The organism is Pseudomonas sp. PDM18 (assembly GCF_014852585.1).
GTDB lineage: Bacteria > Pseudomonadota > Gammaproteobacteria > Pseudomonadales > Pseudomonadaceae > Pseudomonas.
Genome location: NZ_JACVBX010000003.1, coordinates 312,370 through 336,803 on the forward strand (window position 1 = coordinate 312,370; position 24,434 = coordinate 336,803).

The window sequence follows — 24,434 nt, forward strand, 5'->3', positions numbered from 1 at the left end:
CACCTCCTGCGGATTGATCCACGCAGAAGTCTTGACCAGCAGCCGCCCACCGCAAGGCGAAAACGCAACCGCCCGTCCGTTTTGCAACGAGCGGGCGGCGGGAATGACGCAGCAACGCCTTAGTGGTCGTGGCGCGTGGCCTTGTCCAGGTAGCCCATGGCGAAGGCCGAGAGGACGAAGGTGAGGTGCATGATCACGTACCACATCAGCTTGTTGTCTTCGATGTTCTTAGCGTCCATAAAGATGCGCAGCAGGTGGATCGAGGAGATCGCCACGATGGAAGCAGCCACCTTGTTCTTCAGCGAACTGGCGTCCATCTTGCCCAGCCAGCTGAGCTTTTCCTTGCCTTCATCGATGTCCAACTGCGACACGAAGTTCTCGTAGCCGGAGAACATCACCATCACCAGCAGACCGCCGACCAGCGCCATGTCGATCAGCGACAGCAGCACCAGGATCAGGTCTGCCTCGGCGATGCTGAAGATGCTGGGCAGGATATGGAAGATTTCCTGAAAGAATTTGATGGTCAGCGCCAGCAGGGCCAGCGACAGGCCGATGTAGATCGGCGCCAACAGCCAGCGCGCGGCGTACAACGAGTTTTCGACGAATCGTTCCATGGTGATTGTGGGAAATATCTAGGGAAAGGGCCGCCGCAGTATAGCGGATGGCTTTTGCGAGTTATCCCGGCTTTCTATGGATAAATATGTCTGTGGATAAACAGGCGGGGCGCCACGGCACGAAACCGTAGCGACCAGGAACCCCGTAGCGTTCAGCGGATTGTGCGGGGGCTGCACAAGCGGCCGTCAACCTTCGGGGCGGAACTGGAAGTTGCCGACATGGCGCGAGCGTTCGCCGTTCAGGCGGCGCAGTTCGCCCTGCAGGTGCAACTGCCAGATGGGGGGATCCTCCGCCACGATGTAGCCCTGCTGGGCCAGGCAGTCGGAGATCGCCTCGAGAACGCCTTCAGCCACAAAAGGCCCGCAGAACGGGCCCTGCGCCTTGATGGCGGTGGGCTGCGCGCCGGACATGCCGGCAGCGCACAACAAGGTCCAGAGTCCATTCTCTCCGGCCAGCGGCCTGATCTCGCACTCGATGCGCGTGGTCAGCCCCAGACAGGGGCGGATAAGGCAGAGGTTACGCGGCATAGCGGCACCCTCGCGGTTGTCCTGAGTTCGAGACTACACCCAGGTTCCGACACGCGAAAGCGCGGATTTATTCCGTCATCTTGCAGACAACGGAGTGAAAAACGCGCGGACAGGACGCCGTGGCGGCGCCCCTGTCCTGACGTCAATCAATCGGCGTCCTTCTTCTTGCGGGCGCGCTCCTTTTCGACGGGAGCCTTCTCGACCGGCACCTTATCCGCCTTAGGCTTGCTGGCTGGCTTGGCGGCGGCCTCCTTGGCGGGCTTTTCCTTATCCTCCTCGTCCATGCCCAGCTCGGAGATTTCCTTCAGGCGCTCGACGACGCGGGCGTTGACGCTGCCCTTGGGGAAGTGGCCCTTGGCATCCGGCGCACCGGCTGGCTCTCCGACCAGCAGGCTGAGTGCCTCGTCGGCCTGGCGCACGGCGTAGATGTGGAACTGGCCGTTGCGCACCGCCTGCAGCACACGCTCGTCGAGCATCAGGGTGGCGACGTTGGCGCGCGGGATGATCACACCCTGCTCGCCGGTCAGGCCACGTGCCTCGCAGAGGCGGAAGAAGCCTTCGATCTTCTCGTTGACCCCGCCGACCGCCTGTACCTCACCGAACTGGTTGATCGAGCCGGTGATGGCGAAGCATTGCCGCAGCGGCGTGCGCGACAGGGCGGAGATCAGCGTGCAGACCTCGCCCAGCGAGGCGCTGTCGCCGTCCACGTAGCCGTAGGACTGCTCCAGGGCGATGCTCGCGGAAATCTCCAGGGGGAATTCCTGGGCGTAGCGGCTGCCGAGGTAGCCGGTGAGGATCATCACGCCCTTGGAGTGGATCGGCTGGCCGAGGTTGACCTCGCGCTCGATGTCGACGATGCCGCTGCCGCCCGGATACACGGTGGCGGAGATGCGCGCCGGCATGCCGAAGGCGGAGTCGCCGACTTCCAGCACGGTCAGGCCGTTGCATTTGCCTACCGCCGCGCCTTCGCTGTCAATCAGGATGATGCCGGCGAGGATGTCGTCGAGAATCCGCGCCGACACGCGACCGGTGCGGGTTTCCTTGGCCTTCAGGGCGCGCTCGATGTGGCCCAGGTCAGTCACTTCCTGGCCGGCCAGCTGGCGGATGAAATCTGCTTCGCTGACCAGCTGGAACAGGTCGCCAATGCGCGCCGAGAGGCGGCCCTGGTGTTCGGCCAGGCGGGCGCTGTAGGTCGCCAGGCGCGCCACGGCTTCACGGCTGAGCGGCGCCAGGCCCTCTTCGGAGGTGCGGGTTTTGAGCAGTTGGGCGAACTGTTCGAGGCTGTCCTCGGCGAGGGGGATGTCCTCGTCGAAGTCCACCAGCACGCGGAACATCTCCTGGAAGTCCGGATCGAGGTCCTGCAGCGTGTAGTAGATCTGCCGCGAGCCGATGATGATCACCTTGAGGTTCAGCGGGATCACCTGGGGCGTCAGGCTCATGGCGGTCAGGCGGCCAAGCTCGGCCAGGGGCGATTCCATCTTCAGCTGGCGCGACTGCAGCGCGCGCTTGAGGGCATCCCAGACGAACGGCTCGCTCAGCAGTTTCTCCGCCTCCAGCACCAGGAAGCCGCCGTTGGCGCGGTGCAGAGCACCGGGGCGCAGCTGGCGGTAGCTGGTGTAGAGCGCACCTTGGTCGGAGGCGTACTCGATGCGGCCGAACAGGTTGTCGTAGGTCGGGTGCGACTCGAATACCACCGGTGCGCCGCTGGTGGCATGGTGGCCGATCGCCTGGTTCGGCGCGTACTGCTCTTCCAGGCTCTGCTTGCGCTGCGGGTCGGTGCGCTCGGCATCCACCAACTGGTCGACCACGGTCTTCAGCAGATTGAGCTGCATGGCCTGCAGGTAGGCGCTGACACCGGAGTTGTTGTTGTACTTCTCCACCAGCGGCGCCAGCAGCGGCTGCAGCGCCAGGGTGATGGTTTCCTCGTTGAGCTGGCGCAGCTGGTTGCTCGACTCGCGCTTCCACTGCGGCAGGCTGGAAAGCTCCTCGTTGAGATGCTCCTCCAGATCGGCGATGTCCGCATGGAAGCGCTCGCGCTCCTCTTCCGGCAGCTGGGCGAATTCGGCTTCGTCCAGCGCCTTGCCGTCCTTCATCGGGGTGAAGGCGATGTTGGCGCTGTCGCGATAAAGGGCGACTTCCTTTTCCAGCGCCAGGCGCTCGACAGTGTCCAGAGCCTTGTCGTAACGCTGGTTGAACGCGCGGTCAATGGCGCTCTTCTTCTGCTGGTAGGCCGGGTTCTCGAACACCGAGGGGAAGGTGGACAGCAGGTTGTCGATCAGGTGGTCGATATCGGTGCCGAACTCGGCAGCGCTGCCCGGCGGCAGCTCGATCACGCGCGGCTCGCGCGAATCATCGAAATTGTTGACGTAGACCCAGTCGGCTGGCGTCGGCAGGCGCTTGCCCTCAGCCTTCAGATAGCGTTGCACGAAGGAGAAGCGGCCGGTGCCGGGCTCGCCCATGACGAACACGTTGTAACCCGGACGCGGCATCGCCACGCCGAACTGCAGCGCCTCGACCGCACGCTCCTGTCCGAGCACGCCCAGGAAAGGCTCCAGTTCTTCGGTGGTTTTGAAGGGAAACTGTTCGGGGGTGAAGGGGCGGGTCAGTTCATCGGGCGCCAGGCGCAGGCCGGCAGCAACGGAATCGGGCATTGGAGGTCCTTGCTTCGAGCGGCGCGAGGCCGCGGAGATTCGACCGCATTCTCGCGCCGCCCGCGCGCCACTGGCAAGGCAGTATTGGTGACAGTTTCAGTCCACCGCATCGGCGCAACGCAGGCAGTGCTCGGCAGCCGGCAGCGCGCGCAGGCGGCGCTCCTCGATGGCCTCGCCGCAACGCGCGCACTCGCCGTAGGTGCCGTCGGCCAGGCGCAGGCGCGCCAAGCCCACCAGGCGCATGCCCGCCTCCGCTTCGGCCAGCAGCGCGCGCAGTACGTCGTCGTTCTGCCGCTGCTGGGCCTGTTCGGCGAAGTCCGGCGAATGACTGCGGCCGAGGTCGCGGCGGATGGCTTCGGCGCGCTTGGAATACTCGGCTGCCAACTGGTCCAGCGCTGGCCGTGGATCGAAATCGCCCATGACTACTTCCTCGCAAGGGGAACTGATTCAAGTGTGGTCGGTTCCAAGACTTCCGCCGCTGATACCGATCAATTGCCGGTCATCCGAGACCCTCTCGCCAGCCCCGGCCATACTGATCAAGGCAGCGGTTGCCTTGACACCTGCAAGGCATTGGAGAAAAGCTCTGGCCAGGCGCTGTTTTGCTGTCAGCGACTGTTCAATGGTCCACGACCTCATAAAGAGAGAAAAACGATGAAAAGGATTCTGCTCGGTACCCTCCTCGCCACCGCCTCCCTGAGCGCCCTCGCCGATGCACCCGGCAGCGACGGCTGCGGCTGGGGCAACATGCTGTTCAAGGGCCAGCGCGGCACCGCCACCCACGTCCTGGCAGCAACCACCAACGGCACCAGCGGCAACAACACCTTCGGCATGACCACCGGCACCAACGGCTGCCACACCAACGGTGCACTGACCTACGGCGGCAAGCCGATGATCGTGCTCAGCAGCATGATGGACGAACTCTCCGAAGACATGGCCAAGGGTGACGGCGAAGCGCTGACCACCTACGCCGTCGTGCTGGGCGTGAAGCCCGAGGACCGTGCGCACTTCGCCCAGGTCACCCATGAGCATTTCGCGCAGATCTTCAACAAGTCCGACGTCACCGCCGAGGACGTCTACGCCAACACCCAGGCAGTCCTGAAGCAGGACAGCACCCTGGCCAAGTACGCCGAACAGGCCTGACGGCCACGCGAGCCCGCCGCCTTGCGGCGGGCTCATCCTTCCCCTCCAGTAAGCCCACTCGATGCCCAAACGCCTGTTGCCCTGGATGGCGCTGTGCGCCTGCACTCCCCTGCTGGCCTCGCCGGCGATCGACCCACAACGCCTGCAGAGCCTGGCCAACGAGCCCTACTGGCTGGCCCTGGGTCATTACGAACACGCCAAGCTCGGTGGCTGGCGCAGCTTCGTCGACGACCCGAAGTTCTTCCTCTCCAAGGACGGAGACCGCCACCCGGAATCCGAACTGGCCGCATCCGTGAAAGCCCTCTACGCCCCGGCCAGCCTCGGCGACAAGCACGCCCAATGCGTCTACCCGGCGCGTACCCGCTGGCTGCGCCAGCAATTGCAGCTCGATGACCTGCCGACGGTGGAGTGCAAGGAATTCACCACCTGGTACCAGGACATCAACCCCCACAGCGCCGTGCTGGTGTTCCCGGCCGCCTACCTGAACAGCCCGTCCTCGATGTTCGGCCACACCCTGTTGCGCATCGACCAGGCCGATGTCGACTCCGACAACACCGCCTTGCTCAGCTACGCGCTCAACTTCGGCGCCTACATCGAGGGCATGGACAACAGCATCCTCTACGCCTGGAAGGGCCTGATGGGCGGCTACCCCGGCCTGTTCGCCCTGGTGCCCTACCGCGAGAAACTTTCCGAATACAGCCGCCTGGAAAACCGCGACCTCTGGGAATACCGCCTGAACCTCACGCCGGAAGAAACCGCGCGCATGGTCGAGCACGTCTGGGAGCTGAAGCAGATCCGCTTCAAGTACTACTTCTTCGACGAGAACTGCTCGTTCCGCCTGCTGGAGTTGCTGGAGATCGCCCGCCCCGGCACCGAGCTCACCGACCACTTCCCGCTCACCGCCATCCCCACCGACACGGTGCGCGCAGTGAAGGACGCCGGGCTGATCGACCGGGTGGACTACCGCCCCTCCCGCGAGCGCGAACTGCTGGCCCGCGGCGAACCGCTAAGCCACGACGAGAAGGTGCTGGCCCGCCACATCGCCGACGATGACAGCCAGCTGCAGAGCCCCGCGTTCACCGCCCTGCCTGCCGACCGCCAGGCGCTGGTGCAAGACACCGCCTTCCGCCTGGTGCGCTACCGCGCCACCGGCCAGGAACGCGATCAGTCCACCGCCTCGCGCAGCTACAACCTGCTCAAGGCAATCAACCGCAACCCGCCGCCGGCACTGGACGTGGAACGCCCCGGCCAGCCGGAGAACGGCCACGAGTCACGCACCTGGCAGGTTGGCGCGGGCAGCCGCGACGGCGAAGCCTTCGCCCAATACGGCCTGCGCATGGCCTACCACGACCTCGACGACAACGCCTACGGCTTCCCCCTCGGCGCGCAGATCGAGATCGGCCAGCTCAAGCTGCGCCAGTACGAAGGCAACCGCTGGCAACTGCAGCAACTGGACCTGGTCACCATCCGCTCGATGACGCCGCGCAACGAGCTGCTGAAGCCGCTGTCCTGGCAGGTCGCTGGTGGCTGGGAGCGGGTGATCGGCAAGCACAGCGACAACGACCACGACACCCTGGTCGGCCACCTAAATGGCGGCGCCGGCGGCAGCTGGAAGCTCACCGACGACCTGCAGGCCTACGCCCTGGGCACCGCGCGCATCGAAAACAACCCGGACTTCGCCGCCACCATCGCCCCGGCCATGGGCTTCGACACCGGCGTGCTGTGGAGCAACCCGCTGGGCAACCTCAGCCTCGAGGGCAAGGGTGACTACTTCCACAATGGCGAAGTGCGCCGCACCCTGAGCTTCGGCCAGCAGGTGGAGCTGGGGCGCAACCTCGGCCTGCGCCTGTCTGCCCAGCGCGAGTTCAGCCATGAGGCCAGCCCGCGCAGTGAAGTAATGCTGGAGCTGCGCTGGTACCACTACTGAGGCGCAGCGCGTCTCAGTCCCGCAACGACGCCCAATCCAGGCCGAAGCGCGCCAGGTACTTGCGCAGGCGGTCGGCGTCGTTGGGGTTCTGCTTGTCCTGGCGCGAGACGGCGAACAGCTGGCGGCCGGCATCGGACAGGCTGCGCGCCTGGCGACAGGCGCCGATCACCGCCTCCAGTTGCAGGCGGTCGAACAGGTCCAGCGCTTCGGCGCCCTCCCCCAGCAAGCCATCCAGCAGGCTCTCGGCCTGGGTAGCGCCCCAGGAGCGGCGCAGCCGGCCAATTTCCTCCCCCACCAGCGCCTCGTCGATGCGCCCGTTGTCGGCCAGGGTCGCCATGCGCGTGATCGATGCCGACAGCTCGCGGAAGTTGCCGCTCCACAGCGCCTGCGCCGAGTTGGCGAACGCCAGGTAGCGCGTGCGCGCCTCGCGATTGAAACGCACCAGTCGCCCCTGCTCGCGGGCGTGGCGCTCCAGCTCGAAATCGATATTCGGCTCGATGTCTTCACGGCGCCCGGCCAGCCCCGGTAGGTCGAAGGTCCAGAGGTTGATGCGAGCGAACAAATCCTCGCGGAACAGCCCCTCGGCGACGCGCTCGCGCAGATCGCGGTGGGTGCCGGCAATCAACTGGAAATCGCTGCCCACCTCGCGATCCGAGCCCAGCGGGAAGAAGCGTTTCTCTTCGATGGCCTTGAGCAGCATGGCCTGTTCGTCCAGGCCCAGCTCGCCGATCTCGTCGAGGAACAACATGCCGCCATCCGCCGCCCGCAGCAGGCCTTCGCGGGCGTTCTGCGCACCGGTGAAAGCGCCCTTGATATGGCCGAACAGCGCGGACATCGCGCCATCACCGCGCAAGGTCGCGCAGTTCACCTCGACGAAGCGGCCCTGGAACTGGTGCCGTGCGCGCTTGAGTTCATACACGCGGCGAGCAAGGAACGACTTCCCGGCGCCGGTCGGGCCGATCAGCAGCATCGGTGCGCGGGAGCGCCCGGCAACCCGCTCGATCTGCTCGATGGAACGGTTGAAGTCGGCGTTGCGCGTGGCGATGCCGGACTTGAGGAAGGCCAGGCTTTCTTCCTGTTCACGGCGAAAGCGCGTGGCGATGCGGTCGTAGCGCGACAGGTCGAGGTCGATGACCGTGACCGTCCCTTCCGGCTGCCGCGCCTCGTCCTTGCGCCGCGACGGAGAAGCCTGCACCAGTCGCGCCGGCAGGTAGCGCGCCTCGGTCAGGAGGAACCAGCAGATCTGCGCGACGTGGGTCCCGGTGGTGATGTGCACCAGGTAGTCCTCGTGCTCGGTATCGAAGGCGTAGCCGCCGACGAAATCGTGCAGCGCGCCGTAGACCTCCTCGAAGTCCCACGGGTTGCGCAGCGCCATGGGCTGCAGGCGCACCTCGGTTTCCGGGGAAACGAGCCGCACGTCGGCGGCAATACGCTCGGCCAGCCCGACATCCCGCGCATCCAGCCCGTGGATCAGCTCCAGGCGGTCGACAAACAGGTCCTGCTGCTGGCACAGGCTGACCGTGGGTCGCCATTTCTGCCAGCGCGCTGCGCCCTTGCCGACGCGATCCAGGGTCGAACCGAGGAAGCCGATGGCGACGGTTTTCTTGGCTTTCATCTTTTATCCATAAAGATAAATAACGATCCAAGAATATCCACAAATCAATAAACCGGCCAATCCGAAGATCCGGAAATTCACACTAAAAACAAATTTAAATCCTTATCTATCAATGAGTTGAAATAAAACAAGATAACCAGAAAGCAACCTTGGCACGCCCCTCGCTATATCTCCTTCGACCGCATCGCTGATGCAGCCCACGGGCAGGGACTTCAACTCCCGCCGGTGCCCGAGCCCACCCCTGGTGTCGGCTTCGTGCATGCCGCTGCAGCAGTCACGGTCGATGGCGCGGTAGCTCAGCCCGGTAGAGCACTCCACTTTGATGGAGCCGTCGCAGGTTCGAATCCTGCCCGCGCCGTTCGATAGCTCAGTCCGGTAGAGCAGCCATCCACGAAATGGCCTGTCGCGGGTTCGACTCCCGCTCGAACACTGCCCTGTTAAGGCAGCTACTCATGTAGGCAACACCCCGCCGGTGGGCGACGGGACAGGCGCAAACAGGCCAGGAAGGCCGAATACGCCAGAGACCCGAAGCCACCGCCGGCCCGCCCGGTACGAGGACCGGGCCCGCGACAAGACAAGTGCTGGCCGATGGATTCGGCGCAATGGACAGGCAGTCCGCAGCACCTGGCTCTCGCAGGCCCCGCCTCGCCACCCGACGGGCTGGCGGACACCGGCACCCAGCACAACAAGAAGCACGCACAACAGAAGAAGGAAGAGAGATGAAACTGCTGAAGCGCTTTACCGTGAAGAAGAACGAACGCGGCCTGCTGTACTCCGAGGGCGATTTCCTGGCGATCCTCGAGCCGGGCATCCACCGCCACCTGGACCTGTACAACCGCCTGAGCGTGGAAACCTTCAGCCTGAACACCCCGTTGTTCGAGCACCGCCTGGCCGGTTACCTGCGCCAGTCCGAACCGGCGCTGGTCGAACGCTACTTTACCCGCATGGACCTGGCCGAGAACGAGGCCGGCCTGCGCTTCGAGGACGGCGTGCTCGCAGAAATCCTCGCGCCGGGCAGCCGCCGGCTGTACTGGAAAGGCCAGACCGACCAGCGCCTGGAGCGCATCGACCTGAGCCAGGAGTACCGCGTGGCTCCGGCGCTGTTGCAGCAGATGCAGGGCAACCTGCGCGGTCGCAGCGTGGTCGGCGTCGAGGCGCTGCTGGTGAATCTGGTACCGGCTTACCAGGTCGGCGTGCTGAAGGTCGACGGCGCGGTGATCGATTTGCTGCCGGCAGGCCAGTACGGTTTCTGGCGCTACAACCGCCAGGTCAGCGTGGAGCTGATCGATACGCGGATCCAGGCGCTGGAAGTCAGCGGCCAGGAAATCCTCACCCGCGACAAGGTGAGCCTGCGCCTGAACCTGGCCGCCAACTGGCGTTACAGCGATGTGCTGACGGCGTTTTCCAGCCTGTCCAAGCCGCTGGAACACCTCTACCGCGAGCTGCAATTCGGCCTGCGCGCGGCGGTGGGCACCCGCTCGCTGGATGAGCTCCTGGAAAACAAGCAGCTCATCGACGACTCGGTCAGCGCCTACCTGAAGGAGCGCCTGCCGGGCACCGGCATCGAGGTCAGCGGCCTGGGCGTACGCGACATCATCCTGCCGGGCGAGATGAAGACCCTGCTGGCCCAGGTTGTGGAAGCGGAGAAGGCCGCGCAGGCGAACGTGATCCGTCGTCGCGAAGAAACCTCGGCGACCCGCTCGCTGCTGAACACAGCCAAGGTGATGGAGGACAACCCCACTGCCCTGCGCCTGAAGGAACTGGAAACCCTGGAGCGGGTAGCCGAACGAATCGACCGCATCTCGGTATTCGGCGGCCTGGATCAGGTATTGAATGGACTGGTAACGCTGAAGCAGGCCTGACACAGGCCAGCCCGGCGCAGGAGACAGCACGGTGAAGAGCAACAAGCAACGCCGCCGGGAAATCCGCCAGGCGCGCGAGCAACGCAAGGCGAAGAAGGCCGCGCCAGCCTGGCATCCTTCGGGCCAGGTCGCTCCGCCCGGCAGCGTCCCTGTCAACCGCTCGAACCTGGCGCCTTACAACAGCTACGGCGACCCGTTGTTCGTGCGCCGTGGCTGGTACGAGGACCGGGATTTCACCTGCCACGACTGCGGCGCCGAGCAGACCTGGACCGCCGCCCAGCAGAAGTGGTGGTACGAAGACTGTAAGGGACAGGTGTTTTCCACGGCGATACGCTGCCGCGCCTGTCGATTGAACAAACGAATTCGCGATGGCCGGGCACAACCCGCTGCCGGCCAGCCCGCCAAGCAAATGAAGAGAGTCGAAACATGAGCACCAAGACCTTCCAACTGCTGGAAGTCGCCAACGGCAAACCGATCAAGCTCTGGACCCAGGGCGTGCCGGTGGAAGACGACGCCAGGCAGCAACTGATGAACACCGCGAAGATGCCTTTCATCTTCAAGCACCTGGCCGTGATGCCGGACGTGCACCTGGGCAAGGGGTCGACCATCGGCAGCGTGATTCCCACCAAAGGCGCCATCATCCCGGCGGCCGTGGGCGTGGATATCGGCTGCGGAATGATTGCGGCGCGCACCTCGCTGATGGCCGCGGACCTGCCGGACAACCTGCACGGCCTGCGGACTGCCATCGAGAAAGCCGTACCCCACGGCCGCAGCAACACCCGGGCAGGCCGCGACAAAGGCGCCTGGGAAAACGTGCCCGAGCACGCCGACGACGCGTGGCGCGCGCTGGCCGGCCGCTTCAAGGTGATTACCGACAAGCATCCGAAACTGGAGAAAACCAACAACCGCAAGCACCTGGGAACCCTCGGTACCGGCAACCACTTTATCGAGGTCTGCCTCGACGAGGCCAACCGCGTCTGGTTCATGCTGCACAGCGGTTCGCGTGGTGTGGGTAATGCCATCGGCAACCTGTTCATCGAACTGGCCCAGGCCGATATGCGCCAGCACATCGCCAACCTGCCAGACCGTGACCTGGCCTACTTCGAGGAAGGCAGCCAGCACTTCGACGACTACGTGGAAGCCGTGGGCTGGGCCCAGGACTTCGCCCGGCAGAACCGTGAGCTGATGATGCACTCGGTGATCGCGGCGGCGCGGCAGATCATCCGCAAGCCGTTCGAAGCGAGCCTGGAAGCGGTGAACTGCCACCACAACTACGTACAGAAGGAACGCCACTTCGGCGAAGAGGTTCTGGTGACGCGCAAAGGCGCGGTGTCTGCGCAGAAGGGTCAGCTGGGCATCATTCCGGGATCGATGGGTGCGAAGAGCTTCATCGTCCGCGGCTTGGGCAATGAAGAGGCGTTCTGCTCGTGCAGCCACGGCGCCGGGCGGACCATGAGCCGCACCAAGGCTAAGAAGCTGTTCAGCGTCGAGGACCAGGTACGCGCCACCGCCCACGTCGAATGCCGCAAGGACGCCGACGTGATCGACGAGATCCCGATGGCCTACAAGGACATCGACGCCGTGATGGACGCCCAGCGCGAGCTGGTGGAAGTGCTGCATACCCTGCGCCAGGTGGTGTGCGTGAAAGGATGAAGTGAAGACATGCTGCAACCCATGGAAAACCAGCGCATACAGGCCCTGCGCAGCCGCCTGGAACAGGAGCGCTGCGTCTTCGACTTCCGTGTGCTGACACTCGACCCGACCGCCACGCCCGGCGAGGTGGAACATCGCCTGGCGTTGCAGCTGCTGTTCGATTCCATCCAGGAACGCGCGCGCAAGTGGCAGGCGGAAGTCATCGCCCACCACCCGCAGTACGCCAACCACAAGTGGGCAGACCTGACGCCGGACCTGGCCCAGGCCCGCCCGCAGGCGCTCGGCATCGAGGAAATACGCGAGCTGAACCGCGACGACGGCCCGCTGTGCCGCGCCTTCCGCGATCCGCCCTATGGCACCCAGCTGCAGGTCGCGGACTTCCGCGAATGGCTGCAGGCACTGCGGCTGTATCCGGACGAAGGCCTGCAGGTGCTCGACTGGGTTGGCGACGGCGATGCCGAACCGCACCGCAGCAACTGGAGCATCTACTTCGACGACGGCAAGGAGTGGTGGGGCATCTGGTGCCTCACCCTGTACAACCCGCGACGACGAACATTGTCCGCGCTGGCCGCCAGCGCGACGGACTGAAAGAACAAGGAACACCCGATGAACAGGGACGAGCGCCATCCACTCCCCGCCGCCATGCGCGAACGGGTACTGGAAGAACTGGCAAGACTGGAACAGGAGCGCGGCGTGACCGTGCTCTACGCATGCGAATCCGGCAGCCGCGCCTGGGGCTTCGCCTCACCGGACAGCGACTACGACGTGCGCTTCGTCTACGTGCACCAGCCGGACTGGTACCTGCGCGTAGAAGAGCCGCGCGACGTGCTGGAGCGCCCGCTGACCGACGAACTGGACCTCAGCGGCTGGGAACTGCGCAAGACGCTGCGGCTGCTGCGTAAATCCAACCCGACGCTGCTGGAGTGGCTGGACTCGCCGCTGGTGTACCGCAGCGAACCAGCAGCGACCGAAGGCCTGCGCCAGCTGGCGCAGGACTTCTACTCGCCCGCCGCCGCAAGGGCGCACTACCTGTCGATGGCAAAGAAGAACTTCCGCGGCTATCTGCAGGGCGAAGAGGTTCGCTACAAGAAGTATCTCTACGTGCTGCGCCCGCTGCTGGCGGTGCGCTGGATCGACCAGGGCCTCGGCATGCCGCCGATGGTCTTCGAGACACTGATGGCAGCGACCCTCGACGACGCCGAGCAGCACGCCGAAGTCGAGGAACTGCTGGTGCTCAAGCGCCAGGCGGTCGAGGCCGAGTACGGCCCGGCGCGCCCGGCCCTGCACCGGCTGATCGAGGATGAGCTGCAACGCGCAGAAACCCTCGGCGCAAGCCGAGGCGGCTGCCACGACACGGAGCGCCTGGACCGTTTCCTGCGCGAGCAAGTGAGGAAATACGCCAGATGAACAGACACCTGATCGAACTCGACGGCGCCGAAGGTGGCGGCCAGATACTGCGCAGCGCGCTGAGCCTGTCGATGATCACTGGCAAGGCGCTGCACATCGTCAACATCCGTGGCCGCCGCTCGCGGCCGGGGCTGCTGCGCCAGCACCTGACGGCCGTGCGCGCGGCGGCGGAAATCTGCGGCGCGGAAGTGGAAGGCGACGAGCTGGGTTCGCGCAGCCTGAGCTTCCGCCCCGGCGCGATTCGCGGCGGCGACTACCGCTTCGCCATCGGCAGCGCGGGCAGCGCCGTACTGGTGCTGCAGACGCTTCTTCCGGCCCTGCTGTTCGCCGACGGGCCGAGCAACCTGACAATCAGCGGCGGCACGCATAACCCGCTGGCGCCGCCTGCGGACTTCATCCAGCGCAGCTGGCTGCCGTTGCTGCGGCGCATGGGCGCGAAGGTCGACTTCGAGCTGCTGCGCCATGGCTTCATGCCGGCGGGCGGTGGCGAACTGCGGGTAAAAGTGGAGCCTGGCGAGTTGCAGCCACTGCATCTGCCGGAAGCCGGCGCCGTGCTTTCGCGTTCGGCCCGCGCCCTGCTGGCGGCCATTCCCGGCCATGTGGGTGACCGCGAGCTGGAGAAGGTGAAGCGACATCAGGACTGGCACGCAGCCTCCGCTCAGGTCGTCCGTCTTCCGGAAGACCAGGGCCCGGGCAACGCGTTGCTGCTGGAAATCGAGTGCGAGCAATTGACTCTGGTGTTCTGCGCCTTCGGTCAATCCGGTGTCAGCGCCGAGCGCGTCGCCAGCCAGGCGCTGCGCCAGGCCGATGATTGGCGCCGCAGCGGCACCAGCGTCGACGAACACCTTGCCGACCAGTTGTTGCTGCCCATGGCATTGGCCGGCGGCGGCAGTTTCACCACGTCGACGCTGAGCGATCATCTGCTGAGCAATCGCGCGGTGATCGAAGCTTTCCTAACGGTTCGGATCGATTGCGCGACGAGGCCGGCAGCTGGCCAGCACATCCGCATCACGCCGGCTTGACGCTTTCCTCACGAGCCGCTGGCTAGATTGGCGCCACGTCACCCAGAGTGGCGCCTCATCTTCCGGCGTGTGTGCCCGCCCTATCGGCACACGGGAGTCTCCATGGCGCACCGCGCCGCCCTCGTCCTGCTCTGCGCCGCGCTGCTCGCCGGCTGCGAAACCACCCACGAAACTCTCATCGCCCAGGGCTACCCGCCCGCCTATGCCGACGGCTATGACGACGGCTGCGGCAGCGGTCGCCAGGCGGCCGGAGCCATCACCGGCGAATTCCGCAAGAACGTGCCGCGCTACCTCGGCGAGCCGAAATACGCCCTGGGCTGGAACGACGGCTTCCAGCAATGCCAGGCCATGCGCGTGAGCCAGGAGCGCCAGCAGTACGAAGAACAGCGCAACAGCGACCGGGACCGCGACTGGGAACAACAGAAAGACCGCGCGCTATCCCGCGCCCTGCGCGGCAACTGATCGCTGCGGCAACCATCCACACCCACGCCGGAGCACCCGCTTGATTTCGGTCAAGCCGCCAATCCTCCCGCTGCCCTCTCCTTGAACTCAGAAGAAAGAAACCAAAGCCTGAGACAAGGAGACTCCACATGCAGCCCATCAAACTGGCCCTGGGCAGCCTGCTGCTGGCCGTGAGCACGGCGGCAGCCCACGCCGATGCCGACACCCTGCGCGACCAAGCCAACAGCATCTTCAAACCGATCCCCGAGCAGGCCAGCGACAAGCTCGACCCCAACCAGGTTGAACTGGGCCGGCAACTGTTCTTCGAGCCACGCCTGTCCGCCAGCCATGTGATCAGTTGCAACACCTGCCACAACATCGGCACTGGCGGCGCCGACAACGTGCCCGCTTCCAGCGGCCACGCCTGGCAGAAAGGTGCGCGCAACTCGCCCACCGTTTTCAACGCGGTATTCAACGTCGCGCAGTTCTGGGATGGCCGCGCCAAGGATCTGGAGGAACAGGCCAAGGGCCCGGTGCAGAACCCGGTGGAGATGCACAACACGCCTAAGAACGTCGAGGCCACGCTGCGCAGCATGCCGGAGTACGTCGCCTCCTTCGAAAAGGCCTTCCCCAGCGACAAGCAACCGGTCAGCTTCGACAACATGGCCCGCGCGCTGCAGGCCTTCGAGTCGACCCTGATCACCCCGGACTCGCGCTTCGACCTCTACCTCAAGGGCGATGACAATGCCCTTGATGCCAAGGAGAAAAAGGGCCTGCAGACCTTCATGAGTTCGGGCTGCATCAGTTGCCACAACGGCGTGAACATGGGCGGCCAGGCCTACTTCCCGTTCGGCCTGGTGAAGAAGCCCGACGGCAAGATTCTGCCCACCGGCGACAAGGGCCGCTTCGAAGTGACCAAGACGCAGAACGACCAGTACGTGTTCCGCGCCGCGCCCCTGCGCAACATCGCTCTAACCGCACCGTACTTCCACAGCGGGCAGGTCTGGGACCTGGAGGAAGCAGTGGCAATCATGGGTACCGCGCAGCTGGGCAAACAGTTGAACGCCGAGGAAGTCGGCGACATCGTCGCCTTCCTCAAGACCGCCACCGGCAAGCAGCCGAAGGTGGAATACCCGCTGCTGCCGCCGAGCACTGCGACCACGCCCAAACCGGTGGATTAACGACAGGCCTGTAGGACCGAGGGGCACCCAGCCTTGCTCGCGATCGAGCCGAGCAGGAGAGCCAGACCGATTCGCGAGCAAGCTCGCTCCTACGAAAAGCCTGCACGAGCCACAAAGAAAAACGGGCCCATCGGGCCCGTCTTTCATTTACAGGGAGCGATCAGACCACGCCCTGGGCCAGCATCGCATCGGCGACCTTGACGAAGCCGGCGATGTTCGCGCCCTTCACGTAGTTGATCCGGCCATTTTCCTCGCCGTAGGCGACGCAGGCATGGTGGATGTTCTGCATGATGCCGTGCAGGCGCTGGTCCACTTCACCGGCGGTCCACAGCAGGCGCATGGCGTTCTGGCTCATCTCCAGGCCGCTGGTGGCGACGCCGCCGGCGTTGGAAGCCTTGCCCGGTGCGTAGAGGATGCCGGCGTCGATGAAGATATCCACAGCCTCCAGGGTCGACGGCATGTTCGCGCCTTCGGCCACGCAGATGCAGCCGTTGGCCAGCAGGGTGCGCGCGTCGTTGGCATCCAGCTCGTTCTGGGTAGCGCAGGGCAGCGCGATATCGCAGGCCAGCGACCAGGGGCGCTCACCGGCAATGAAGCGCAGGCCGGGGCCGGTCATTTCGCTGAGACGGCCGCGACGGACGTTCTTCAGCTCCATCACGGCCTCCCACTGTTCCAGGGTCAGGCCGGCCTCGAAGAACAGAGTGCCTTCGGAATCGGACAGCGAGATCACCTTGCCGCCCAGTTCCATGACCTTCTGCGCGGCGTACTGGGCCACGTTGCCGGAGCCGGAGATGGCCACACGCTGGCCGTCGAAGCCGCTTTCGCGGGCCTTGAGCATCTCCTGGGCGAAGTACACGCAGCCGTAGCCGGTGGCTTCCGGGCGGATCAGGCTGCCGCCGTAGGACATGCCCTTGCCGGTCAGCACCGAAGTGAACTCGTTGGACAGGCGCTTGTACTGGCCGAACAGGTAGCCGATCTCGCGGGCGCCCACGCCGATGTCGCCGGCCGGCACGTCGAGGTCAGCGCCGACGTGGCGGAACAGCTCGCTCATGAACGACTGGCAGAAGCGCATGACTTCGGCGTCGCTCTTGCCCTTGGGATCGAAGTCCGAGCCGCCCTTGCCGCCGCCCATGGGCAGCGAGGTCAGGGAGTTCTTGAAGACCTGCTCGAAGGCCAGGAACTTCAGCACGCCCAGGTTCACCGAGGGGTGGAAGCGCAGGCCGCCCTTGTACGGGCCGATGGCGCTGCTCATCTGGATGCGGAAACCGCGGTTGACCCGCACTCGTCCCGCATCATCCACCCACGGCACGCGGAACAGGATCGCGCGTTCGGGCTCGACGATGCGTTCGACGATGCCGGCCTGCAGGTAGTGCGGATTGGCTTCGAGGAAGGGCCAGAGGGAGCGCAGCACCTCTTCCACCGCCTGGTGGAATTCGGGCTGATCGGGGTCGCGCCGCTTGAGGCGCTCGAGGAACGAGTCAACGGATTGCGTCATGTCTACACCGGTACTTTTCTGATTATGTGATGCTTTTTTTGCCGGCAGACTCTAACAATCCACGCCGCCCCGAGATAGTGCAGCGTGACGCTTTTATGAATCTTTATGGTGCAAAAAATATAAATTCCACGTCTGCCAGACCGGCAGAAAAGCAGATTGTTGTATACAAAATCAATATCCAGTTGCACCCAACAACTCATGCCTCCAGGACGCCCACGATGCTCGCACGCCCGCTCGCGCTTCTCGCCGCCCTCACCTGCACTCTCGCCCTGCCCGCCCATGGGGCCATGAAACTGGGCAACTTCACCGAATCCGGCGCACTGGTGGTGGCGGATACATTCGACAGCGAAGTGATCCACAAGTCGAAGTTCAGCACCGATGACCTGGAGCGCATGTCGCGCCAGCTGGAAGACCAGCAACGCACCCTGCAGGATCAGGCGCGGCAAATAGACACACTGCAGCGCCAGCTGGAGGAACAGCGCCGCGCCCTGGACGACCTCAAGCGCAGCCGCTGATACTCAAGGAGTTGCGAAAAAAAACGGGGCCCGAAGGCCCCGTTTTCCCTGCGAAGCGGCTTACGCCAGCTTCTTGTAACGCACGCGGTGCGGCTGCGAGGCAGCGTCGCCCAAGCGTTTCTTGCGATCGGCTTCGAACTCGGTGTAGTTGCCTTCGAAGAAGACCACCTTGCCGTCGTCCTCGTAGGAGAGGATGTGAGTCGCGATGCGGTCCAGGAACCAGCGATCGTGGGAAATCACGATGGCGGCGCCGGGGAAGTCCAGCAGCGCTTCTTCCAGCGCACGCAGGGTTTCCACGTCGAGGTCGTTGGACGGTTCGTCGAGCAGCAGCACGTTGCCGCCCTGCTTCAGGGTCAGGGCCAGGTGCAGACGGCCACGCTCACCACCGGAGAGGTCCTTGACGAACTTCTGCTGGTCGCCGCCCTTGAAGTTGAAGCGGCCGACGTAGCTGCGCGACGGGACTTCGTAGTTACCGATCTTGATCTGCTCGAAGCCGTCGGACACCTGTTCCCAGACGGTCTTGTTGCCTTCGAGGACTTCGCGGCTCTGGTCGACGCTGGCGATCTGCACGGTTTCGCCGATCTCGATGCTGCCCGAGTCCGGTTGCTCCTTGCCGGTCAGCATGCGGAACAGGGTGGATTTACCCGCGCCGTTGCCGCCGATCACGCCGACGATGGCGCCCTTGGGAATGCTCAGCGACAGGTTGTCGATCAGCACGCGCTCGCCGTAGCCCTTGGTGACGTTGTGCAGCTCGATGACCTTGTCGCCCAGGCGCGGACCGGCCGGGATGTAGATCTCGTTGGTCTCGCTGCGCTTCTGGAATTCCTGCGATTGCAGTTCCTCGAAACGCTGCAGACGAGCCTTGGACTTCGACTGGCGAGCCTTGGCGCCCTGGCGAACCCATTCCAGTTCGGCCTTCATGGCCTTGGCGTGGGAGGCTTCCTGCTTGGCTTCCTGAGCCAGGCGGTTGGCCTTGGATTCCAGCCAGCCGGAGTAGTTGCCTTCGAACGGAATACCCTGGCCACGGTCCAGCTCGAGAATCCAGCCGGCGACGTTGTCGAGGAAGTAACGGTCGTGGGTGATCGCTACCACGGTGCCCGGGAAGTCGTGGAGGAAGTGTTCCAGCCAGGCGACGGAGTCGGCGTCCAGGTGGTTGGTCGGTTCGTCCAGCAGCAGCATGTCGGGGGCGGACAGCAGCAGGCGGCACAGGGCCACGCGGCGCTTCTCACCACCGGAGAGGTGCTCGATCTTGGCGTCCCAGGCCGGCAGACGCAGGGCGTCGGCGGCGACTTCCAGCTGACGCTCGAGGTTGTGGCCGTCGGAAGCCTGGAGGATGGCCTCCAGCTTGGCCTGCTCGGCGGCCAGGGCGTCGAAGTCGGCGTCCGGCTCGGCGTAGGCGGCGTAGACCTCGTCCAGGCGCGCCTGGGCAGCCTTGATCTGGCCGACGGCCTCTTCGACGATCTCACGCACGGTGGCCTGCGGGTCAAGGCGCGGCTCCTGCGGCAGGTAACCGACATTGATGCCCGGCATCGGGCGGGCTTCACCTTCGATCTCGGTGTCGACGCCGGCCATGATGCGCAGCAGGGTGGATTTACCCGCGCCGTTCAGGCCGAGTACGCCGATCTTGGCGCCGGGGAAGAACGACAGGGAGATGTTCTTGAGGATTTCACGCTTGGGCGGCACGACCTTGCCGACCCGGTGCATGGTGTAGACGTATTGAGCCATGGATACCTGACTTCTGGGATGAATTGTGATCGGGATGGCCGGAACGGACGACGGCAGGTTCCGGGACGCCGGCTCACTGGCCGGAGCGGCAGCGCTCGAACGCTTGCGAGCGGGCTGCCGGCGGGCGCGAACGGCCGATGGACGGCCCTTCGCGCGGGACTCTGCGCGGATGTACTTTATGCAACCCACACCACGCGCGCGTGCGGCAAAGCTACCGGAATGAGCCAGGAAGGGCAAACGACGCTCGTCGGCCATACTGGCACTTCGCCGCCTTTCCGGGCATCCTAGCCTGCGCCGAATTCAGCCGTATCGCCCCAGGTCCTTAAGTCCTTGTCTATTTTCCCCCGTACTCCTCCGGACGCCCTGGCCAGGCCTGGCCGCGTGGCGAGCCGGACCGCGCTGGTGCTACTGGTGCTGTTCATGCTCGGCCTGCTGGGCTGGCAGTTGCACCAGGAACTCCGCAGCCAGGAGCGCTTCGAGCGTGAGCGGGTGGTGCTGCACGGCGAACAGATGGCGCAGCGAATCGCGCTGACCCTGGAGCTCAAGGCCGTGGCAGCCCAGGCCCTGCTGCAGCAGGAACAGGACCGCGCCCCCGGTGACATGCACGCGCCGCTGATTACCGGCCTGAAGCACATCTACCCGTCCTTCCACAGCCTGGCCCGCCTGGACGCCGACGGCTGGCCCGTGCGAGACACCGCCAGCGGCATCAAGGATGCGGCGTTCATCAGAACCTTGCGCCAGCGTAGCGCGCAGCAGAGCTATCACTATGCGTTCAGCGAGGAAAACGGCGGCCATTTCTACGTCTGGCTGAAGGCCACCGAGGCGGGCGAAGGCGACAGTGTCATCCGTCTCGACGAAAAGATCGCCCGCCAGGGCTGGGCGCAGCAGATCCACCCCGAGTCGCCGGGCTGGATCCTGGTCGACGATGTCCAGCAGAAGGTCATCGGCCGCTCCAGCGGCTATCGCCCCGGCCCGCTGTCCGCCGCCTCGCCGCTGGAACAGGCGCAGAGCCTGGACGGCCTGGACATCCAGAACACCGATTGGCAGTTGCGCCCGCAATTCGATGACCGGCAGATCCGCGCCACCCTCCTGCCGCGCCTGGGCGGCGAGCTGGCACTGCTGCTGTTGCTGGCGGGCATCGCAGGCGCCGCCCTGCTGCGCCTGCAACGCGAACAGCAGAACCTGCGCGCATTGACCGTGGAGTCGCAGCAAAGCCTGCGCCAGGCCGCGCAGGCCCTCGGCGCGATCGACGAGCGGGTGCTGGTAACCCGCGCCGACGGTCGCCTCGCCTACCTCAATGCGCAGGCCGAGCAACTGTTCGGTATCACCGCAGACAAGGCTGGCGAGCATCATCTGCTGGAGCTGCTGCCCGGCCTGGGCGGTTTGCTGCATGGCAGCGATGCCGTGGCGGAAAATGGCTCGGAACTGGTGCGCGTCAACGATACCGGCCAAGCCCGGTTGTTCGCCGTCAGTCACCATTCCCTGGACGATAGCCCGCTGTCGCCGGAACAGACCTGGGTGCTGCGCGGCAACCTGCCCCAGGGTGGTCAGGTCTGGGTGCTGCGCGACGTCACCGAGGAACAGCAGGCGCTGCACATTCTGGAAGAGACCCGCCGGCGCTACCAGGACATCTTCGACGGCGTCGGCGTCGCGCTCTGTGTGCTCGATCTCTCTGCCCTGCGCCAGAGCCTGGTGGACCTCAACCTGCGTCGCCAGAGCGACCTGCGCGACTGGATCGCCTCGCAACCCGACCGCCTGCCCTGGCTGCTGCGCCAGGTGCGCATCACCGAGATCAACAATGTCGCCAAGCGCCTGATGGGCGTGGGCACCACCGAGCAGGCCTGGCAGATTCTCGTCGGCAGCGCCGGCATGCGTCCGGACGGCGTGCGCAGCAAGGTCCTCGAAGCCGTGCTGCACGGCCACGGCATGGTCGAGCTGGAAGCCTGCATCCATACCCGCCAGGGCGAGCAACGCCACCTGTGGCTGCAATTGCGCGTGCCGGAGATGATCCAGGACTTCCACGCCGTCACCCTGAGCCTGTCGGACATCACCAGCCGCAAGCAGGTCGAGCTGTCACTGATCGAGCGCGAGAAGTTCTGGTCCGACGCGGTGCGCGCGGTGCCCGACACCCTCTATATCCACGACATTGCCGCGCGCCGGGTGATCTTCAGCAACCACAACCTCGGCCACCAGCTCGGCTACGACAGCGACGAGCTGCGCGAGATGGGCGAGCGTTTCTGGGAAAAGGTGCTGCACCCCGACGACGTCGAGTACTACTGGCGCGTGCGCAACCTGCAACAGGTGGTGGGCGACGGCCTGCTGCTGGACAGCCAGCTGCGCTGGCGCCACCGCGACGGCACCTGGCACTGGTTCGACATCCGCGAGCAAGCCTTCACTCGCGACGCTTCCGGCCGCGTGGCGCGACTGATCGGCGTGGCCAAGGACATCACCGACACGGTGGAGGCGCACAACTCCCTGCGTGAGAGCGGCCGCCGCTACCGCATGCTCGCCGAGAGCATCAGCGACGTGATCCTCTCCACCGACGCCCAGGTCAAGCTCAACTACATCAGCCCGTCGATCCAGCAGGTGTTTGGCTACAGCCCGGAGTGGGTGCTGTCCAACGGTTTCCAGCAGGTAGCCGCCAATCCCGCGCAGCTGGAGCGACTGGATGAACTGCTGAACCGCGTGCAGGGCGCCATCGGCGAGCCCAAGCGCCTGGCCGAACTTCGCGAGAACGCCGAGCCACAGCTGTTCAGCCTCGACTGCCTGCACGCCGACGGCCACAAGATTCCGGTGGAGCTGCGCATCGCCCTGATGTGGGACGACCACGGCCGCTTCGAAGGCTTGCTCGGCGTCGCCCGCGACATCAGCCAGCAGCGCCGGGCCGAGCGCGAGATGCGCATGGCGGCGACGGTATTCGAGCACTCCACGGCGGCGATCATGGTCACCGACCCGGCCGGCTACATCGTGCAGATCAACGACTCCTTCAGCCGCCTGACCGGCTACTCCGCCGAGGAAGTGCTGGACCAACTGCCGCGCCTGCTCACCGCCGACCGCCAGGAAGCCAACCAGCTCAAGCACGTGATGGAAAGCCTGCTCAAGAGCGGCAGCTGGGAAGGCGAGATCCTGCAGAAGCGCAAGAACGGCGAGCTGTACCCGAGCTGGGTCGGCATCACCGCGGTGCATGACGAGGAAGGCGACCTGGTCAGCTTCGTCTGCTTCTTCAGCGACATCAGCGAGCGCAAGGCCAGCGAACGGCGCATCCACCGTCTCGCCTACTACGACGCCCTGACCCACCTGCCCAACCGCACGCTGTTCCAGGACCGCCTGCACACCGCCCTGCTGCAGGCCGAACGGCACCAGCAGTGGGTAGTGCTGATGTTCCTCGACCTCGACCGCTTCAAGCCGATCAACGACTCGCTCGGCCACGCCGCGGGCGACCGCATGCTCAAGGAAGTGGCCGAGCGCCTGAGCCTTTGCGTGAGCGACGACGACACCGTGGCGCGCATGGGCGGCGACGAGTTCACCCTGCTGCTACCCGGCCAGAAGAATCGTGAGAAGGCGCTGCGCCAGGCAATCCAGGTCGCCGAGCAGATCCTCTCCAGCCTCGCCCGCCCCTTCACCCTGGAAGGCCGCGAATTTTTCGTCACCGCCAGTATCGGCGTGGCGCTCTCGCCGCAGGACGGCGCCGAGCTCAGCCAATTGATGAAGAACGCCGACACGGCGATGTACCACGCCAAGGAGATGGGCAAGAACAACTTCCAGTTCTACCAGGCCGAGATGAACGCCCGCGCCCTGGAGCGCCTGGAGCTGGAAAGCGACCTGCGCCGCGCCATCGAGTTGCACGAGTTCGTCCTGCACTACCAGCCACAGTTCACCGGCGACGGCCGCCGCCTGACTGGCGCCGAGGCACTGCTGCGCTGGCAGCACCCCAAGCGCGGGCTGATCCCACCGGCGGAGTTCATCCCCGTGCTGGAAGAACTCGGCCTGGTCGCCCAGGTCGGCGACTGGCTGCTGGAGCAGGCCTGCCTGCAGCTGCGTGCCTGGCACCGCGACAAGGTGCGGGTGCCGAAGATTTCCGTGAACCTTTCGGCCCGGCAGTTCGCCGACGGCCAGTTGGGCGAGCGCATCGCCGGCATCCTCGAGGACACCGGCATCGCCCCGGCGTGCCTGGAGCTGGAACTGACCGAAAGCATCCTGATGAGCGACGTTTCCCAGGCGATGCAGATACTTCAGGGCCTCAAGCGCCTCGGCCTGGCGATTGCGGTGGACGACTTTGGCACCGGCTACTCCTCGCTCAACTACCTGAAGCAGTTCCCCATCGACGTGCTGAAGATCGACCGCAGCTTCGTCGACGGCCTGCCCCACGGCGAGCAGGACGCGCAGATCGCCCGTGCCATCATCGCCATGGCCCACAGCCTGAACCTGATGGTGATCGCCGAGGGCGTGGAGAGTTACGAGCAGTTGGAGTTCCTCCGTCAACACGGCTGCGACGAGGTGCAGGGCTTCCTCTTCGGCCGTCCGGTGCCGGCGGACCAGTTCGCCGCGCTGTTCGCCAGCAACGCGATATTCCTGCTGGGCTGATCCCTGCTACAGGGAACCGAAAACCACGTATCGGTCGCCGGACCGTCCCCAACTCCGCGCACTTGCTGGCCTTG

The 24,434-nt window shown here is 65.2% G+C and carries 19 protein-coding genes and 1 tRNA gene; 13 read left to right on the forward strand and 7 right to left on the reverse strand.

Features of this window, described 5'->3' with window-relative positions; translation table 11 throughout:
* Positions 1–119: 119 nt before the first annotated feature.
* From IB274_RS09405 to IB274_RS09420, 4 genes are all read right to left on the reverse strand, one after another.
* Positions 120–614: a TIGR00645 family protein gene (locus tag IB274_RS09405; RefSeq protein ID WP_017521628.1), complete on the reverse strand. Its 495-nt coding sequence runs from the start codon at positions 612–614 to the stop codon at positions 120–122.
* Positions 615–800: 186 nt separating this feature from the next.
* Positions 801–1,142, reverse strand: a complete 342-nt coding sequence (locus IB274_RS09410) for a hypothetical protein (protein WP_081517330.1) — start codon at positions 1,140–1,142, stop codon at positions 801–803.
* A 146-nt stretch (positions 1,143–1,288) separates the two neighbouring features.
* On the reverse strand, positions 1,289–3,793 hold the full coding sequence (locus tag IB274_RS09415) for a Lon protease family protein (protein ID WP_192431697.1): 2,505 nt from the start codon (positions 3,791–3,793) through the stop codon (positions 1,289–1,291).
* A gap of 96 nt (positions 3,794–3,889) precedes the next feature.
* Positions 3,890–4,213 (reverse strand): TraR/DksA family transcriptional regulator, encoded by a 324-nt coding sequence (locus IB274_RS09420; protein WP_192431698.1) that lies wholly within the window; start codon positions 4,211–4,213, stop codon positions 3,890–3,892.
* Between the two features lie 231 nt (positions 4,214–4,444).
* Between IB274_RS09420 and IB274_RS09425 the strand changes: the two genes are divergently transcribed.
* Positions 4,445–4,933, forward strand: coding sequence for a DUF3015 domain-containing protein (locus IB274_RS09425; protein ID WP_038803701.1), 489 nt, complete (start codon positions 4,445–4,447; stop codon positions 4,931–4,933).
* A gap of 61 nt (positions 4,934–4,994) precedes the next feature.
* Positions 4,995–6,860 (forward strand): DUF4105 domain-containing protein, encoded by a 1,866-nt coding sequence (locus tag IB274_RS09430; RefSeq protein ID WP_192431699.1) that lies wholly within the window; start codon positions 4,995–4,997, stop codon positions 6,858–6,860.
* Between the two features lie 13 nt (positions 6,861–6,873).
* Here IB274_RS09430 and rtcR read toward each other — a convergent pair whose 3' ends face one another.
* On the reverse strand, positions 6,874–8,475 hold the full coding sequence (rtcR, locus tag IB274_RS09435; protein ID WP_192431700.1) for an RNA repair transcriptional activator RtcR: 1,602 nt from the start codon (positions 8,473–8,475) through the stop codon (positions 6,874–6,876).
* A gap of 285 nt (positions 8,476–8,760) precedes the next feature.
* On the opposite strand from rtcR, the gene IB274_RS09440 reads away from it, so the two are divergent.
* The 9 genes from IB274_RS09440 (at position 8,761) to IB274_RS09480 (ending at position 16,041) form a co-directional block, all read left to right on the forward strand.
* Positions 8,761–8,833: transfer RNA gene (locus IB274_RS09440), tRNA-OTHER, on the forward strand.
* 361 nt (positions 8,834–9,194) lie between these two features.
* On the forward strand, positions 9,195–10,337 hold the full coding sequence (locus tag IB274_RS09445; protein ID WP_192431701.1) for a slipin family protein: 1,143 nt from the start codon (positions 9,195–9,197) through the stop codon (positions 10,335–10,337).
* 31 nt (positions 10,338–10,368) lie between these two features.
* Positions 10,369–10,767 (forward strand): zinc-ribbon domain containing protein, encoded by a 399-nt coding sequence (locus tag IB274_RS29940; RefSeq protein ID WP_192431702.1) that lies wholly within the window; start codon positions 10,369–10,371, stop codon positions 10,765–10,767.
* Positions 10,764–11,990: an RtcB family protein gene (locus tag IB274_RS09455; protein ID WP_192431703.1), complete on the forward strand. Its 1,227-nt coding sequence runs from the start codon at positions 10,764–10,766 to the stop codon at positions 11,988–11,990. The genes IB274_RS29940 and IB274_RS09455 overlap by 4 nt, the downstream gene beginning before the upstream one ends.
* Before the next feature lie 9 nt (positions 11,991–11,999).
* Positions 12,000–12,578: a hypothetical protein gene (locus IB274_RS09460; protein WP_192431804.1), complete on the forward strand. Its 579-nt coding sequence runs from the start codon at positions 12,000–12,002 to the stop codon at positions 12,576–12,578.
* 18 nt (positions 12,579–12,596) lie between these two features.
* Positions 12,597–13,397: a nucleotidyltransferase domain-containing protein gene (locus tag IB274_RS09465; protein WP_192431704.1), complete on the forward strand. Its 801-nt coding sequence runs from the start codon at positions 12,597–12,599 to the stop codon at positions 13,395–13,397.
* Positions 13,394–14,419, forward strand: coding sequence for an RNA 3'-terminal phosphate cyclase (gene rtcA, locus IB274_RS09470; RefSeq protein ID WP_192431705.1), 1,026 nt, complete (start codon positions 13,394–13,396; stop codon positions 14,417–14,419). Before IB274_RS09465 ends, rtcA begins: the two co-directional genes overlap by 4 nt.
* A 102-nt stretch (positions 14,420–14,521) precedes the next feature.
* Entirely contained in the window at positions 14,522–14,881 is a 360-nt protein-coding gene (locus IB274_RS09475; protein ID WP_192431706.1) for a hypothetical protein, read from the forward strand.
* Between the two features lie 128 nt (positions 14,882–15,009).
* Entirely contained in the window at positions 15,010–16,041 is a 1,032-nt protein-coding gene (locus IB274_RS09480; protein ID WP_192431707.1) for a cytochrome-c peroxidase, read from the forward strand.
* 160 nt (positions 16,042–16,201) lie between these two features.
* On the opposite strand, the gene gdhA is transcribed toward IB274_RS09480, so the two are convergent.
* Complete coding sequence (gene gdhA / locus IB274_RS09485) at positions 16,202–17,536, reverse strand: NADP-specific glutamate dehydrogenase (protein ID WP_192431708.1); 1,335 nt, start codon at positions 17,534–17,536, stop codon at positions 16,202–16,204.
* Between the two features lie 218 nt (positions 17,537–17,754).
* On the opposite strand from gdhA, the gene IB274_RS09490 reads away from it, so the two are divergent.
* Complete coding sequence (locus IB274_RS09490) at positions 17,755–18,051, forward strand: hypothetical protein (protein ID WP_225614760.1); 297 nt, start codon at positions 17,755–17,757, stop codon at positions 18,049–18,051.
* Between the two features lie 60 nt (positions 18,052–18,111).
* On the opposite strand, the gene ettA is transcribed toward IB274_RS09490, so the two are convergent.
* A complete protein-coding gene (gene ettA, locus IB274_RS09495; RefSeq protein WP_192431709.1) occupies positions 18,112–19,776 on the reverse strand; it encodes an energy-dependent translational throttle protein EttA in 1,665 nt (554 codons plus the stop codon).
* Between the two features lie 381 nt (positions 19,777–20,157).
* On the opposite strand from ettA, the gene IB274_RS09500 reads away from it, so the two are divergent.
* On the forward strand, positions 20,158–24,360 hold the full coding sequence (locus IB274_RS09500) for an EAL domain-containing protein (RefSeq protein ID WP_412548415.1): 4,203 nt from the start codon (positions 20,158–20,160) through the stop codon (positions 24,358–24,360).
* The last annotated feature ends 74 nt before the right edge of the window (positions 24,361–24,434 follow it).